This window comes from Streptomyces sp. NPDC102451, from assembly GCF_044765485.1.
In the GTDB taxonomy this organism is placed as follows: Bacteria; Actinomycetota; Actinomycetes; order Streptomycetales; family Streptomycetaceae; genus Streptomyces.
The window spans coordinates 37559-53637 of sequence record NZ_JBIWKD010000029.1 but is presented as its reverse complement, the minus strand read 5'-3'; the positions used below and the strand labels follow the sequence as shown (position 1 = coordinate 53637).

The window sequence follows — 16079 nt, the reverse complement described above, 5'->3', positions numbered from 1 at the left end:
TCAACGTCACCCGTTCCCGCCTGGGAAGACTCGTCCGCCAGGGACTCCTCGAACAGCCCGGACGCGGCCGCTACCAGAAACGGACTTAACGCCCTGTCAGAGCCCTCGTTTCGGACCTGGGCGCCCCTGTGCCGGTGGTTGGTAGGGGCGGCGGCTGCTCCGGGCCACGACAGGGGAGCTCCGGCGTGCCTGGGTGTGCTGGAGGTCGGCGCGGGCCTGCACCTCGAACTCATGGAGCCGGGGGTGCTGTTGGGCGATCCGCGCCCGCAGGGACTTCTCGGTCCGTGCGTCGATGGCGGCGGCACGGTACATGGCAGCGTTCTCCCGGGCCTTTGCTGCCTGGCCGTGGGCGCGGGAGATGCGCCTCTCGTCTTCGGTGTCGATCTGCTGGACGCGGGCGGGGATCCGGGTCTCGCGCATCTCGGTGAGCCGGGCAGCGAGGGTGTCGACGTCCGGTGCCCGTTGCTCGGTGGCGCCCAGGACAGCGGCGTACGGGCTGCTGCGGACGATCCCCCACGCGGCCTCGGCTGCTCGGGAGGCCGCGGCACGCGCGTCGGCGGCCTCCCGCCATCCTGCAGCGCGTTCCTCGGTGGCCTGCTGGGTGAGCTGGCGGTGTTCCTTGCGGGACGTGCCCGCCAGGCGCAGTGCGATCCGGCCCTTGTCGTCGGCGGTCGCCAGGAGGCGAAGGCGCTCGTCAGCCTTGGCCGCCACCTCCGCTGCGGCTGTCTCGCGGGCCTGCTCGGCACGCGCGACCGCCAGCTGCTCGCCGGCGCGGTCCAGCAGCGGGTGGATGGGCGCGACCTCACGCCGGCCCCGCGTCTCCCCGCGAGCCCGGCCGTACGCGATCTGCTCCAGCAGCGCGCGCTCGGTCTCCTCGGCCTCGGCGGCCGCCAGGTCCTCGCGCCGGGCGTCGACGGGGCCGGTGGCCATGAGCCGGGTGAGCTCCTGGTCGGTCGTGTCACCGTACGGGCGGCGGTTCCAGGCCCGGACTCCGGCCGGCTCCCGCTCCTCCTTCATGTCGGCCGGCCGCTGCTTCTGCTCGTCCGTCAGCCGGTGGCCGCGCTGCGGTGGTTGGGCCTCCCGCGGGCGCTGGTCGTGCACGGTGACCGACCGTGCGCGTGCCGCGCCGGCGACGGTCCGAGTGCGGGTCGGCGACGGCACGACGGCCGGTGCCGGCGGCTCGTGGAGCGGATCGGAGACCGTCGCGTCCGGCCGCGACTGCCCCAGGAACTCGGCGTACGCGTCGACTGCGCACTCCAGAAGCTCCTTCTCCGTACGGGCGTCACCGAGCCGGGCCCGGGTGTCCTCGCTCTCGATGGCCGCGAGCGGAAGCCACAGGTGATTGGCCTGCTTGCCTCGGGCGAGGGCGGGGTACGCCGCGAACGCGTTGGCGCCGTGCCCGTACGTCAGGCTCGTATCGCAGGTCATCCCCTGCGAGGCGGCGATCGTCATGGCGTACCCCAGCGACAGGGCCCCGGAGGCGACCTGATCCGGCGTCAGCCACGCGGACACGGAGGCGTCGTCCTGGCCGCGCGTGCGGGTGCGCCACGTGATCTCGATCCGCCCGTCCTCGGCGATCTCGCCGACAACGGCCCGGTACCCGTTCAGCAGGTCCGGGCCGCCTCCCCCGCGGCGACTCCTGTCGTCGTTGATGCGCACCCGTACGGCGTCGCCGGTGGCCAGGGTGAGCCGGGTTCCGCCGGGGAGGGCGTAGGTGTGCTCGGTGCCGAGTTCGCCTGCTGCGCGGCGGATCTGCTGGGCCCCGGCGTTGAGCGCGTCGACGTCGGCGTTACGGGCGGCGAGCACCACCAGTTCGTCGACGAGGTCCTGGGCGTCGGGCCACCGGTCGCGCCGGAGCTCGTCCCACACGGTGAGGATCTGCGAGCGGGCCTCGTCGGCGGTCCCGGTGGGGTGGACGCGGCCCCGGCCGGCGAGCAGGTGCAGCGCCTGGTCGTGGTCGCCGGTGCGCCAGACCTCCAGCGCGTGGCGTTCGGCGGAGTCCTCCTGGTGGCGGTTCCCGTGCAGGGTGAGCCCGCCGATCAGCCGGTGGACCTCGCGGTACCAGTCGGCGGACCCGATCGCCTGGAGCTGGACAGGGTCACCGATGCCGATGATCTGCGTGCCGGTACGGGCGGCCTCGCGCACCAGGACCTCGGCGGACCGGTCGTCCACCACGGTGGCCTCGTCGATGACCAGGACATCGACACCGGTGAGGCCCGTCCCGGTGCGGATCTGCTGGAGCCAGGCCGCGACCTCACGCGCGGGGATCCCGAATGCCCGGGTGAGGTTCTGGGCGGCGACGGCGCTCGAGCAGGCCGCGGCGTATGTGGTGCCGGTGGCGTCCCACCCGATCCGGCACGCCTCCATCAGCGTGCTCCTGCCGGCTCCGGCGACGCCGACGACGGTGTCGATGCCGTGCCCGGCTGTCAGCAGCCGGGTCACCGCCGCGTTCTGCTCGTCGGACAGCTCGAAGCCGACCGCGAACCGGAAGACGTCGACGGCGGCCGCAGCCTGCTCCTCGGTCAGGGCCACGCGGCCTTCGCCGTGGCGGGCGAGCGCCTGGTCCCGGACGTACATACCCGCATCCAGGATGTCCTGGGTGGTGTAGCGGGCGGTGGACGTCATGACGGTGGAGCCGTAGTCCGGCACGCGCACCGCGTACCCGGCCACGTCCAGGACGTCGTCGACGAGCTCGTCCAGGCGACCGGGGACGTCGTCCAGGCGACCGGGGACGTCGCCCAGGCCGTACTCCAGTGCGTTGCCGACCGCCGCGAGCAGTTGCGCGCGGCTGAATGTCTTCTCCGACTTCGTGAGGCCGGTCTCCGGGTGGAACACGATCGCCGCGAGGTCGGCGGGCGGCGGGATCCGTGGTCCGGTGCCGGGCCCGTCGGGGGTGGGGCCGCTGTCAGGGCCGGGCGGCCCAGGGGCGGCGGCCGCGACCATCGCGTCGACGTCGACCCCGGCGTGCAGGGCGCGCCGGCGCCAGCTCGCGCGCATCGCCGTAGCGTCCGCCCCGTGCTTGGCGCGCAGGGTCTCGGCGGCAGCACGGTCACGCTCCTGGCGTCCGGCCTCCTCCCCGGCCAGACCCACGATCCGGCCGTGGCGCCGCGAGAACAGGTCGCGCACCGGCTCAGGGACCCCGTCGACCTCCCAGGCTCCGGTGCGCTCGGCCTGCTGACGGCGCACACCGAACCGCTGGTGGGTGAGCGCCCGGACCCGGCCTTGGAAGTAGGCGTCGGCAGCGGCTGCGTGCCGGTGCAGGTCCTGGCCGGAGTTACCGATCGAGCGCCACTCGCCGTCCTCGCACAGCCCCATGTTGGCGATCGTCACGTGCAGGTGGAGGTGCGGGTCGCCGGGCAGCCCGTCCCCCATCGGCCGGGCGGCCTGGTGCTCCACGGACCACGCGAGGAGACCGCCTGTCGCCAGCCGGACCGGCCGCCCGCCCTCGGAACCGACCGCGTACCCGACCCAGCGCTCGACCTCGCGGATCGTGTCGCGCGTCGTCCGGTGCACCAGGTCGCGGAATTCTCGTTCGTACGAGTCGTTCATGAGCCCCGGCAGGACGCTGTCGCTCTTGGGGAGGTCCAGCATCAGGTCCCAGCCGCGAACCCGGTCATCGACGCGCTGGTCCGCGTGCCCGCGCGCCTCTGCCAGCTCGGACGCCCCGTACATGTCGTCCAGCTCGAGGCCGGCGGCGCGGGCGAGCTTGTGCAGAGTGGTCACCTGCATCCGGTGCCGGTCGCCCTGGCGCTGGACCATCCGCTGCTGCTGCGCGAGCACCTTCTGCTGCTTCGGCTTGCCCTCCAGCAGTTCGGCGGCCGGCACGCCCATCCTTTCGGCGGCCGCCTCGATCGCCTCGACCAGTCGGGCAGTCGTCAGCTTCGCCTTCTCGTGCGCGCGGACCGACGTCTGCGTACGGATCATCCTGGCGCCCGTCTCCGGGTGGCAGCCCACCATCAGCAGCCGGGCGGCCTCCTTGCCCTCCTCGTCCAGCACCGCGCCCTCGGCCAGCCCGACCGCCGCGAGACCGTTGCCCATCCATACGAGAGCAGCGTCGCCCACCTCCCGGGGCGACTGCTCCAGCGCCGCTTCGGTGGCCTCCTGGACCACCGCGTCGGCCACCACGACCGAGCACCCGGCCTGCTCCCGCAGCCGGTACTCGACCTGCTCGTCGTCGCGGATCGCTGTCACCCAGGCCACCGGCCGCCCCCGTTCATGCTGCCCCGTCAGCGAGGCTCGTGTGCTTGTGTCTTCCCGGCGTGCGGGGATTCCTCACAGGGGAACCCCCTTCGTGCTTCCACCTAATTCGATCATGGACCAGGGCAGTCATCACATCTCACCCGGGCCCGTCAGCGTTTCGAGCTGCGCAAGGTCTCCCTGGGCACCTGAGGCCGCCCCCACGGAAGGAAGCGAGTCAGTTCAGGCGACCTGATCACTGGGGCTGGTCACGGCAGGAGCGGTCGGGTCGCGGTCCAGGCGACCAGTCGCTCACGGAGTGGGCCAGGAGCCAGATAGCCGACCAGGCTTTCCAGATGGGCTGTCAGGTTCTTGTGCCTCCTCAGCTCGCGGATCCGGTCGACGGGAAGGTCGTGCCAGCCCTTGGCGAGGCCGGCGGCCTGTGTGGGCGTGAAGGTCAGGGTGTCGAGGGTGTCGGACGCCAGCGCCTCGGGGCTCCGGTCGGGGTCGGTGTCGTCGGGGCCCAGCCGGTCGATCACCCACATCCGCAGCATGAAGTCTTGCTGTGCCACCCGCATAGAACTTCCCTCGGCGTTGTCGAGCATGCGCCGGTTCGCGAGTAGCGACAGCTTCGCCCACTGGAGACAGGCTTCCTGGGAATGGCTGGAGTTGTAGGCCTGTCCCTGCGCGACGACGCGTGTCGTCTCAAGTTGCTGGCTGTGGGCGGCATGGATGAACGTCTGCAGCTGGTCGAGCGTCCACGTGCTCAGATCGCGGACTGGTTCTTCTCGATGAGCGTCGCTACGCACGGTCCCCACTCCTGGTCGCGGCATGCCGAGGCATGGGCTGTTGTGCTGCGACGAGCAGGCGACATTGCACGGCCTGCTCGTTGACTCCGCCATCTCTGCCGGGCTCTACCCGATACAAACAGGCCTGAGGCGTACGCGTCACGGAGTCCGTCAGCAGGCCGCCCGTGAAGAGGTCGCCGACGCCGTCCTCGACCGCCCAGCCGGCCGGAAGCGCGCGGTTTGCCACGGCTGCCTGATAGGACGATCGCCGACTGAACCGTGCCAAGCCGGTGGCAAGCCAGCCAGTCCGCGACACACTCCTCAGTCTGGAAGAGTTAGCCTTTCGTGCTGCCCTGGATGAGCCGCTCACCGGTCAGGTGAGAGTCTCCTGTGCCCAGCGGGCGACGCCACCGAGCCTGGCTGCCGCTACGTCGATATCGCCGGTTCGGACAGGCTGCTCGACTTCGTAGTCGTAGCCTTCGAGGCCGCACTCCTCCTCAAGGATCCGTCCGATGCGATAGGCCTCCGCCATGACCGGCAGCGCTTCGCTTCCCGGATAGCGGTAGGGAATCTCGATGCTGGCCGAGTCCCCGTCGTAGTCCAACTGCAGATGACCAGCAGGCCCGTCACGCCACAGAGTCAGGCTGTAGGGGAACTCCTCGGCGGTCACCGGACCGACCTCCCCCGATATCCGCTGTACGAGCCTGTCCCAATCTGTACGTTGCTCACCGGTCAGGCGCATGGGCTTGAGGTCGGCATCCGGGTCGTAAGCGGAGTTGATCTTCTCCAGGGTCTCGCCGAAGGTGCGGCCCTGGAGAACCCGCAAGAACGTGATGTCGTAGGTCACCGTCCGCAGCCTACGTGCCCACATTCGCTGCTTTCGGGATCGTGGCGGGGCGGACCACTGGGGCCCGCCTCACGCACTTCCCTTGCTGCTACCACCCTGCTACCGTTCCTTGTATGGCATCCCAGAAGAAGCAGACCCAGCTCCGGCTCGAGCCTGGAGTGCTCGCAGCGGGAAAGGACGCCGCGGCAGCTCGCGGCCTCGATTTCAACCGGTACGTCGAGCGGCTCATCGCCGAGGACACATCCGGCGCCAGGGCCGCTGGGATGGCGAGTGCCCAGCGCCTCCTGGACGAGCACGGCTCCTTCCTCGACGCCCTCGAGAAGGACCTCGACATCCAGCACTCCCCCGCACCCACCCGGAGTGCCGCTGCGTGAGCATGTCCCTGCACATCGATCTCTCCTGGATCCTCGAAGTAGCCGAACGCGCCGGCCACCACGATCCCGCCCCCGAAGACCTGGGAGTCCCCCTCGCCGCCGTCGCCCGCCACCGCGCCCAGCTGCTGGAGACGCCGGTCTACCAGGGAGCGTTCACCAGAGCTGCGGCCCTGGTCCACACCTTGGGGCGGCTGCGCTGGCTGGAGCAGTCCAACCTGAGCGTGGCCTGCGCCGTCGCAGTGATGTACCTCGAGGCCAGTGGCGTTTCCGTGGCGCCGACACGGGAGCAGCTGTCTGCGTTGGCACACGAGCTGCACGACCCGAAATGCACAGCCGCGCGCATCGCGGCACACCTGCGGGGCTGGCGGAATTGAGGCGTGGCCGCGTGTTGTCCGCGGACAACACGCGCTCTGCCACCGACTGAGAGCTCCCGACGGGAACAGCCGCCGGAGACTGGGTCCTGGGTCAGCGTCCGGAGAGATCGTCCCCGCGTGCGCGGGGAGCAGACGCTCAGCCCATGGCCCATCTCTCCCACTACGGGACCATCCCCGCGTACGCGGGGCGCAGTCGTCCTGCGCGCTCACCTGGCAGCGGTGCAGGGGACCATCCCCGCAGACGCGGGAAACAGCGCGAAGCGGCCCGGCCTGGCACCCCCCGCAGGGGGCCATCCCCGCGTGTGCGGGGAGCAGGAACGGACGCCCTCCTCCTTGCAGTAACCCGGGGGGCCATCCCCGCGGGCGCGGAGAACAGGCGACCGCCCCACCCCTGGTGTGGGGGCTCACGGGGCCATCCCCGCGTGCGCGAGAAGCAGATGTTCGGCCAGTCCTTGCCCGGCGTGAACAGGGGACCATCCCCGCGGGCGCGGGGAGCAGAAGACCTGCGTCGTTTCGATGAATACGACGTCGGGACCATCCCCGCGTGCGCGGGAAGCAGACTCGCCGACCTGCTGGTCTATCGGTGGCCAAGCCAATTCTGATGCACTTTCACCGAATCCGGCATTGCCCCCAATTCCCTCAATTCACCCACCACCCAGCGCGGTTCACCTCCAGCATCCCTCCCCCACCGGGGCGACACGCCAAAGATTTACGACCCCGCCTGCGCCACATCTCCCAACGAGGTGAGTAAGGTAACCGCATGACCGTCCCATACTCCCCCGATGACAGGGAAAAGGTAGTCGCCAAGCTGCCCGCCGCCTTGCGACAAGAACTCAAGGTCAGGGCAGCCGAGTTCGGCGTCGACATCAAGGATGCCGTGACCGAAGGCGTACAGGTATGGCGTGCAGATGACGCCGAGCGTGCTCCTGTGGACACCACAGGAGGCAGTTCGTTCTCCACCTATCTCCCCACCGGGCTGTACGGGGAGTTCAAGGACGACTGCAAGCAGCGCGGCATCCCCTTCAACCAGGGCATCGCCCAGGCGATCCGCCTCTGGCTCGACACCCACCCCTCCCCCCGCAGAGGCGCCACGCGGCCCAGCTGGGCCCGCCGGTTCATCTTCGGCAACCAGAAGGGCGGGGTCGGGAAGACCGCCACGTCCTCCGGCGTCGCGCAGGCGCTGGCCGAAGCCGGCAGCCGTGTCCTGCTCATCGACTTCGACCCCCAGGGCCACCTCACCAAGCAGCTCGGGTACGACCTGTTCGACATCGAAGCCCCCAGCCTGGCCAAGCACATGCTGGGCGAGGCCAAGGGAGATCTCCGCGAGCTGCTCGTCCCGATAGAGGACGGTGCCTTCAGCGGGCGGCTGTTCATGCTGCCGGCCTGCAAGGACGCGTTCCTGCTCGACGCCAAGCTCGCCACCAGCCGCTTCGTACGCATCAAGGAGACCGCGCTAGAGAAGGCGCTGGAGCCTCTGGAGAGGGAGTTCGACTACATCGTGGTCGACTGCCCGCCCAGCCTCGGCTACACCATGGACACGGCGCTGTACTACTGCCGCACTCGTGAAGGCGAGACGTCGGGCCTGTCCGGCATCTTCATCCCCGTGCTCGCGGAAGACTCGTCTGCCGACGCGTACGACATGCTCTACGACCAGATCCAGGACCTCTGCGCCGACATGGAGGTCGAGATCTCGATGCTCGGCTTCATCGTCAACATGTACGACAGCCGCAAGGGCTACATCGCCACGTCGTCGCTGCACAGCTGGAAGGAGATCGGCGACCCGCCGGTCGTCGGTGTCATGCCGGAACTCAAGGAGCAGCGCGAGTCCGTACGGCTCAAGCAGCCCCTGCTCTCCTACGCCCCGGAATGCGAGCAGTCCGAGATCATGCGCGCCATCGCTCGGAAGGTCATGTCATGAGTGTCGCGGACCGGCTCGGCACCGGCTCGTCCTTCGGGGGCGTGCCGCGCGGCCGAAGCGCCCGTGGCCGGGCGAAGGCCATAGTGCAGGGCGATGTTCCGGCGTACGAGCTGAGGCGTCTGCAGCTGGACGATGTCGCGCCGACACCGCTCAACCCCCGTCGCAACTTCGGTTCGGAGGAAGACCTCACCCGCTTCGGCGAGGAGCTGCGCGTCGCCCAACTCGCAGCGTGCGTCGCCGTGTCCCGCCCCGCGTACCTGAGGCTGTGGCCCGAGCACGAGGCGCAGATCGGCGAATCCGCCTACGTACTGGTCAATGGCGAGCGGCGATTCCGCAGCGCGGTGCACGTAGCTCTGGAGGCTTTGGACTTCGTCGTACGCGACGATCTGGCCGCCTCCCGCGAGGAGTTCGTCGACCATCTGCTCAAGGAGAACCTGGAGCGGGAGGACTTCGATGTCGTGGAGCGTGCGCGCGGCGTCCTCGAGCTCGTACGGGTGTGCAGCGAGGAGTCGGAGAAGGGGGCCCGCACCCGGGCCGCCAAGCGGCTCGGGCGTGACCGCTCCTGGGTCACCAACCAGCTCGCTCTCCTGGAACTCCCCGCTGAGCTGCAGACGATGCTCAGCTCGGGCTCTCTCGCCGAACGTGACGGCCGTCTGCTCGCACGGCGGCTGAAGGAGGAGCCAGGACTCACCGGAGCTGGGCTGCTGGCCCACCTCAAGGAGACCAGGGGACAGGAGGCCCGCTCGCGCGAGGAGGAGAAGCTGCTCCTGCAGCGGGCCAAGGAGACCGCGGCGACACGGACCTCTGCCCCGGCCGACGGCACAGGACCTGCCGACCACTCCCCCGCCCCCGGGTCCGTGTTGTCCGCGGACAACACACCGCGCGAGACGGAGGCCGTTCCATCGGCTCCGCGTCAGGCCCCCTCGTCCAAGAAGCCCGCCTCCGCGGAAGAGCGCGTGTTGTCCGCGGACAACACGGAAGCCACCGAGTCGCACTCCTCGGCGGCAGCGGTGTCGGTCCCCTCTCCGATGTTGTCCGCGGACAACACGGCCAGCAGCGCAGCAGACCCTGCCGAGGCTGCTCCGCAGCGGACCGGGACAGCCGGGCCGGGGGAAGAGCGCAGTCAGCTCCTGGTGCGCCAGCTCGGCACATCCGTCGAGGAGCAGGCGCGCACCCTCGCGTCCGGGCTTCCTCCCGAGCAGCTGGCGCAGCTGATCGAAGAGCTCCACGCATACGTGTGAGGGCGCTCATCAGTGGGCCGGGGGCAGCCGCCTCCGGCCCACTTCTGTTTGGCCACTGCGGGAAGTGCTGGGGGCCGGCCAGGCTGCGGACGGCCTGCGGAGAAGCAGAACCTCCTCTCCATCGACGTATCGGCGAACGAGGACCGGCGCCGACTCAGACCTCTGTGTCGGCCTGCCGCTGGGACAAGGTGATCCGGCGGCGCTCCAGATCCACGTCCAGGATCCTGACGCGCAGAGCACTTCCGACCTCGATGCCGAACTGGGGCTCCTCCCCCGGCGGGCCTGTCAGTTCGGAGTTGTGCACCAACCCTTCCAACCCGTTCTCCCTCTCCTCGATGCGCACGAAGACACCGAAGGGAACGATCTTGGTGACGGGACCGAGAATCGTCGTACCGACCCGTCCCGTCAGCTGCTTCATCGGATCGTCGTGCAGGGCTTTGAACGACAACGCCAGCCGCCCTCGGACCGTGTCGACGCCCAGGACCTGTGTGTGAATGCGCTGGCCCACGGATACGACGTCGGACGGATGAGCCACGGGGCGCCATGTCAGCTCAGGGATGTTGATGAACCCTTCGTGCCCTTCGATGTCGACGAAGGTGACCCCGAACGAAGCTGTCTCGGTCACTCTGCCCGTCACGACCTGGCCGGGCCGCAGCGACTTGAGGAACGCCCACTTCCGGTCGTCGGGGGTCGGATCGGTCCGCCAGCGTGCCCGTACGACGCCGTCGCTGTCAGGCAGGACGGCGGTGAACAGAGGGACCCGTTCGTCGGCGTTCATGGGCATCAGAGCTGCCGCCGCGGCGCCCGCCATCCGCATGGTCAGCTCCGCGTAGTCCTCCTCGTCCGCCACAGCACTGTGAACCCGGCCGCCCGTGTCCTGCCAGACTCCCTCCACCAGGCCCTCGTCAGGAAGCGAGCCGAGGACGGCGCCGACATCGGGGGAGAGGGCAGGCCAGACAGCCAGCCGGGCACGGGGCGCGAGTCCTGCGCGTACGGCGTCGAGGGTGTCACCGCTCAGTGGGTGCCACCGGGAGGCTCCCTCGATGTACGTCTCCTCGAGCAGCCCCGCGCGTCCTGAGTCGACTGCCCAGGCCAGCGCTGACCAGAACTCGGCGTCGGCCGGCCGCTGGACGTCCGACAGCCCGGTCTCCATGGCGTAGGGGGAGGCGTCCAGGCTTTCGGGGAAGAGCCCCAGCGCACGGGTCCGCGCCACCGCGTCCGCGCTGGGGCGGCTGGTGGAGACGTAGAGGTACTGATCCCATCCCACGTGCACCTCGAAGATGCCGTCAGCTTCCAGTCGGCACCAGGCGCCACTGTCCCGCAGCATGCCCCTCACCAGCTCCAGGGCGATGGCGAGTTGCACTTCCGCTCCGTCGTGGAAGCCGTGCAGACCGTCCGGGAAGAGGGCGCCAAGCCCGTGGTCATCCGCTGCTGCCGCGGCTCCGAAGTGGACGAAGGACGGAATTCCGGGCTCGCGTACGACGAGACGGTCGAGTCCTGCGTCCGCGGCAAATGCCGCGACCGCCTGCAGGTAGGCAGCTTCGTACTCGCCACGATCGCTCACGACGCCCTGGGCCCCGATGTAGTGGCCATGCTGGTCACGGTCGGCGGGGTCGTATTTGGTCACGCGGTAGACGTAGGGGAGCACTGCTCCATCCTGGAGCATGGGGCGTCCCGGGCCGGCTGCGGGACTGGAATCGCGCTCCTGCAAGCGCACGGCGAGGAAGACCTGCCGACGTGTGTGTTGTCCGCGGACAACACACACGGACCTTCCCGGGGCATTGCTGAGCACGACGGGTCGTTGTTGTCCGCGGACAACAACCGAGTCTGTTGTCCGCGGACAACAACCGAGTCTGTTGTCCGCGGACAACAAGCAGGAGGCTTGTCGCGTGGTTCTCCCCGGGAACGAGGTGATGTGCACGTCCGGTGGGTCGTCCGCCCGGTCGCCGGGGGAGGAGGGGCTTGATGCCGGGGGAGTGGATAGCGGGATCCGAGCCATCTGCTGCAGGGATGACACCCGGCGTACGGCGACGCTGACCTGCTTCACCGAGGCCCGCGCCCCGCCCAGTTACGACTGGCTGGAGACGGACATCCGCAGCCGCCCGGACCGTGCCTTCGCGGCAGCCGGCCGTTCGCGAAGCACGTGAACAGTTCCAGGCGGTGCTCGGAAGTGGACCTTCACGTGGTCATCCCTGATGTCCGCCACCGCGCCATCATCCACGCCGCCTTCAGGTACCTGAGCGTGGGAGATTTCACCGGATCTGAACGGTGGCGCAGCTGAACGTCGTGTCCTGGAGCAGCGCCGGAGTGATGGCGACACCAGTCAGGTGCTCTGCCAGAGCGAATGCTGCCGGGGAGGAGAGATCCGTTTCCGGAGCCTCCTCCTCAAGATGGAAGCCGATCCGCGCCATGACGTCGAGGAGCTCGTCGGGCGCGGTCCCCCAGCGGTCCTCCGGGAACATGGGGTCGAAGCACAGCCGCAGGACCTGGTCCTCGGCCCAGAGGAACGTGCCGACGGCGTTGACGTTGACGAAGTGGGAGACCCAGCTCGCCCCGGCGGAGGCCGGCAGGACTCGTCCTTCGGTGACCCCGAGGTAGCCGTTCGGCTCGATCAGCAGCGTCCAGTCGCCGACAGTCGTCATGCCTATCAGCTGACGGGCGCCATCCACCAGGCCGTACTGGGCGAAGGCGGCGTCGGCGACTTCGGCTATGCCCTGCAAGGGAGCCTCCGGTCGCCCTTCCAGCCGGGATATCAACTCAGCAGGGGACAGGCCCCGCACGAGGGTGAAGCAGTAGGCCTCAGCGATGTCTGGAAAGTCGCTCTCGAACCACGCATAGTCCGCTCCGGTCTTCGTCATGCCGCCCATCCTTGCCTCTGCGTCTGACATCGAAGGACCAGGCCGCAGGCGAGCGGGAAACGGTCTCCGCCGATCCGGGAAGCGATCTTCGTTATCGCCGAGGAGGCGGAGGAATCAGCCGTCCCCGGTAGACAAGCGACGCAGCCTGTTTGAGAGGGCGCAGGCGGACGCTCACCGTGTAGCCGGTGATGCCGGGAACCGTGGCGAGGCGGCGGCTGAGGAAGTCGTAGAAGTCGGCGGCGTCCGTGCACATCACGATCGCCATGAGGTTCTGGTCGCCGGTCGTGGCCGCGGCGAAGACGACCCGGGGGAGTGCGGCGACGGCCGTGCCCGTCTCGTGCAGCCGCTCGGGGGAGGTCTGCAGCCACAGAGCCGCACCGAAGGGGTAACCCAGCTGCTCCGGAACCAGGTCCACGTCGTAGACGAGCGTGCCCGAGCGCTCCAGGGCCTCCATACGCCGCGCGATCCGGCCCGTGGTCCAGCCGGTGCCCTTGGCGAGCGTGGCCTGGCTCGCCCGGCCGTCCTCGGCGAGGACGGCCAGCAGCGGGCGGTCGTCCTCGCGCAGCTCGACCAGCGGACCCTCCGACCGCTGACGGGGATGGCTCTCGAGGAGCAGGTCCACCGCCTCCTCCGGGAGCGAGGGGCCGAGCCGCGCCCAGTCGGCGCCGGGCGGGGAGTAAGCGTGCAGCACCATCCGGGTGTTGAGCTCCATCACTCCCGGATAGCGGGCAAGCTGACGCAGTACGTCCGGCACCCGGCCGTCGTGAGGGGCTTCCAGCGAACAGACGATCTCCGAGCCGCCGAAGGAGATGTTCGCGAAGGAGACCTCGGGCAGCCGGGTCACTGCCTCGACGAGCGCGTCGATCCGGTCCGGGCGGAGCGTGATCCGCACCACGCTCGCCGTGAGGTCGTTCACCGCCGGGTTGACGAGTCCCACGACCCGCATGGTGCCTGTGCGCTGCATCGCCCGGTAGCGGCGTGCCACGGTCTGTTCCGACGCCCCCACCGCCTCACCGATCACGCGGAACGGGGCACGCGGCACCACGTGCAGCGCGTGGAGGATAAGGCTGTCCAGGGCGTCAAGCATGGAGGAATCATCACATGAACCGCATGGTGACAGCGGTTCTCCCCATGTGATCGACCGGAACTTGGGGAAATCGTCGGGTGTGGCGGAGACTCCTGGAGGATGTGCGAGCGGGCTCACGTTGCGCCGTCGGGCCCCGCTGCGGGCCCACGGGCGGCGTACCGGTCGTGTACGGCGGTTCCGTACGCGTCCGGGCTCGAACCCCGTCGTATCCGGGCTGCACCGTGGCCGCCCGACCCCAGTGAGCGCGGCCCGTCGCCCGCCCCGGTCCCGTACGGCCACAACTGCCGTACCCGCTCACGCATCCCCACCCGTCCGTCGCGTCGGAGTCCCGACGCTCCGAAGGAGTCCACTTGTCCCAGTCACCACCCGCTGCCGAGCCTCGTCGCGGGATGACACTCCTCATGGCCTGCCTCGGGGTCTTCGTCGCCTACCTGCCGGTGACCAGCGTCTCGGTGAGCCTGACCGCCATCCAGTCGGCTCTCTCCACGAGCACCCTGCAACTGTCCTGGGTCTCGGACGCCTTCGTGCTGCCGATGGCCGCCTTCATCCTCACCGCCGGGGTCTTCGGCGACGTGCACGGCCGCAAGAAGGTCTACCTCGCCGGGCTGCTGCTCTCCGCCGCCGGCGCCGCGACCTCGCTCACCGCACACTCGATCGGCCAACTCTGGGCCGGCCAGGCGCTTTCCGGGATCGGTGCAGCCGCCCTGCTGCCGACGACGCTCGCGCTCATCAGCCATGCCGTACCCGACCACCGCGAGCGCGGAAAGTTCATCGGGTTCTGGGCGATGTGCCTGCTCGGAGCACTCGCCATCGGCGGCGTGGTCGCCGGGACGATCCTCGGCCACGCGGGCTGGCGGTGGATCTTCCTCGTACCGATACCCGTCGCTCTGCTCGCCTTCGGCTTCTCCCTGCGGCTGCTGCCCGAATCCCGCGCACCGCGCACCGGACGGCTGGACTGGCCCGGGCAGATCACGGCCGCGCTCGCGATCACCGCACTCGTCTACGGAATCATCCAGGGCGGGGCGGGTTCCTTCGGCGACGTCCAGGTCGTCGTCGCGCTGGCGGTCGCGGTGATCAGCGGGGTCGCCTTCGTCCTCGCCGAGCGGCGCTCCTCGCATCCGATGCTCGACCTCGCGCTCTTCCGCAGCCCCGGATTCACCGCCACCACACTCGTGGCCATGGTCATGTTCCTCGGCATGATCGGCTTCTTCTTCGTGCTGAGCCTCTACTTCGGCATGGTCCAGCACCTCGACACCCTCGGGATCGCCTGGCGAATGCTCCTGATCACCGGGGCCGCGCTGCTCGTCAGCGGAGTCGCCGGACGCATCATGCACAAGATCTCACCCCGCCTCATGATCACCACAGGACTCCTCATGGTGACCGCCTCGCTGCTCACACTGCTCGGCGCCGAGGCAAGCACCTCCTTCACCTCGCTCTCCTGGCGGCTGGTCCTGCTGGGGCTCGGCATGGGGCTCGTAACGACACCGATGACGGCCGTCGCCGTCGCCTCCGTACCGCACCCGCTCGCCGGCATGGCCGCCGCGGGAAACAACGCGTTCCGCCAGGTCGGCGGCGCACTCGGCCCCGCCGTGCTCGGGGCTCTGCTCACCAGCCGCGCCGTCTCCTCCCTGCCGGGACGCCTCTCCGACGCGGGCGTCGACAGCTCCCTGGCAGACCGGCTGGCCGATGCGACCCGCGACGGGGGACTCGGTGCGATCGGTTCGGTGCCGCTCGGCGCACAGGCTGGCCAGGTCCAGAGTGCCGTCGGCGACGCGTTCCTCGAGGGGATGCGTCTGTGCCTGACCGTCTCGGCCACGCTGACCTTCCTGGCCGCCGTCCTCGCCTTCGTTCTCCTGCGTCCCCGCAGGGCCTCCACAGGAACGGAGAAGGTCGTACGCACATCGACGGCACAGGCGCCGAGCACCTCTGAGCGGTCCAAGGCTCTCGTAGAGGAAGGCGCCTGACACTCTGCTCATCCTCAGCCGGGAAGGCCGCGTTCCGCAGAAGCACTGTGGGCGCGGCCTTCCCCCCGTTCATGCTTCAGGAAGAGGACCCGTTCTCTCAAGACCTGCCTGCGGGGCGCGGCGGCAGCGGCATCTGGAGAAGGAGCGGGTCGGTGGGTGGTGGGGGCACGAACCGCCGGGGAAGCCTCAGGAAGAGGAGGGACCGGACTCCTTCGGTCCCTCCTCTTTTCAGTCCCTCTGCAAAGTGGCAGGTCAGAGCGTTCTGCTCGGGACTGAAGGGACTGAAGGGACCGAAACTCCCTGTTCCAGCTGCGTGCAGGCGCGTGTATACGCGCGTACGTAAGACTGACCCTTACATATCTCTGGTGCGCTGATAACTAGAGAAATGAGTCCCTTCAGTCCCTCCCCGCTGGGGCACATGTGCTCTGACCTGCGGAAACACCACCGGGACT

General features: G+C 69.5%; 11 protein-coding genes. 5 read left to right on the top strand and 6 right to left on the bottom strand.

What is annotated here, in order from left to right; all coding sequences use genetic code 11:
• Window positions 1-96: 96 nt before the first annotated feature.
• From mobF to ACIRD8_RS36190, 3 genes are all read right to left on the bottom strand, one after another.
• Window positions 97-4191, bottom strand: a complete 4095-nt coding sequence (gene mobF, locus ACIRD8_RS36200) for a MobF family relaxase (RefSeq protein WP_404001535.1) — start codon at window positions 4189-4191, stop codon at window positions 97-99.
• 254 nt (window positions 4192-4445) lie between these two features.
• Window positions 4446-4985, bottom strand: coding sequence for a hypothetical protein (locus ACIRD8_RS36195; protein WP_404001532.1), 540 nt, complete (start codon window positions 4983-4985; stop codon window positions 4446-4448).
• A gap of 352 nt (window positions 4986-5337) precedes the next feature.
• On the bottom strand, window positions 5338-5811 hold the full coding sequence (locus ACIRD8_RS36190) for a hypothetical protein (RefSeq protein ID WP_404001530.1): 474 nt from the start codon (window positions 5809-5811) through the stop codon (window positions 5338-5340).
• A 113-nt stretch (window positions 5812-5924) separates the two neighbouring features.
• Here ACIRD8_RS36190 and ACIRD8_RS36185 point away from each other — a divergent pair, with 113 nt between their 5' ends.
• The 4 genes from ACIRD8_RS36185 to ACIRD8_RS36170 all read left to right on the top strand — a co-directional run bounded on the left by ACIRD8_RS36185 (window position 5925) and on the right by ACIRD8_RS36170 (window position 9718).
• A complete protein-coding gene (locus tag ACIRD8_RS36185) occupies window positions 5925-6185 on the top strand; it encodes a hypothetical protein (RefSeq protein WP_404001527.1) in 261 nt (86 codons plus the stop codon).
• Between the two features lie 2 nt (window positions 6186-6187).
• Window positions 6188-6559 carry a fic family toxin-antitoxin system, toxin component gene (locus ACIRD8_RS36180; protein WP_404001544.1) on the top strand — a complete coding sequence of 124 codons (372 nt, stop codon included), beginning with the start codon at window positions 6188-6190 and terminating at the stop codon, window positions 6557-6559.
• 760 nt (window positions 6560-7319) lie between these two features.
• On the top strand, window positions 7320-8477 hold the full coding sequence (locus ACIRD8_RS36175; RefSeq protein ID WP_404001524.1) for a ParA family protein: 1158 nt from the start codon (window positions 7320-7322) through the stop codon (window positions 8475-8477).
• Entirely contained in the window at window positions 8474-9718 is a 1245-nt protein-coding gene (locus ACIRD8_RS36170; RefSeq protein WP_404001521.1) for a ParB/RepB/Spo0J family partition protein, read from the top strand. The genes ACIRD8_RS36175 and ACIRD8_RS36170 overlap by 4 nt, the downstream gene beginning before the upstream one ends.
• Before the next feature lie 154 nt (window positions 9719-9872).
• Here ACIRD8_RS36170 and ACIRD8_RS36165 read toward each other — a convergent pair whose 3' ends face one another.
• The 3 genes from ACIRD8_RS36165 to ACIRD8_RS36155 form a co-directional block, all read right to left on the bottom strand.
• Window positions 9873-11384 (bottom strand): S1 RNA-binding domain-containing protein, encoded by a 1512-nt coding sequence (locus ACIRD8_RS36165; RefSeq protein ID WP_404001518.1) that lies wholly within the window; start codon window positions 11382-11384, stop codon window positions 9873-9875.
• A 586-nt stretch (window positions 11385-11970) separates the two neighbouring features.
• The gene (locus tag ACIRD8_RS36160) at window positions 11971-12576 is read right to left on the bottom strand and encodes a DUF6461 domain-containing protein (protein WP_404001515.1); all 606 of its coding nucleotides are present in this window, start codon (window positions 12574-12576) and stop codon (window positions 11971-11973) included.
• Between the two features lie 91 nt (window positions 12577-12667).
• Window positions 12668-13663, bottom strand: a complete 996-nt coding sequence (locus ACIRD8_RS36155) for an Lrp/AsnC family transcriptional regulator (RefSeq protein ID WP_404001513.1) — start codon at window positions 13661-13663, stop codon at window positions 12668-12670.
• Between the two features lie 389 nt (window positions 13664-14052).
• Here ACIRD8_RS36155 and ACIRD8_RS36150 point away from each other — a divergent pair, with 389 nt between their 5' ends.
• Window positions 14053-15627, top strand: coding sequence for an MFS transporter (locus tag ACIRD8_RS36150; protein ID WP_404001541.1), 1575 nt, complete (start codon window positions 14053-14055; stop codon window positions 15625-15627).
• Window positions 15628-16079: the final 452 nt, after the last annotated feature.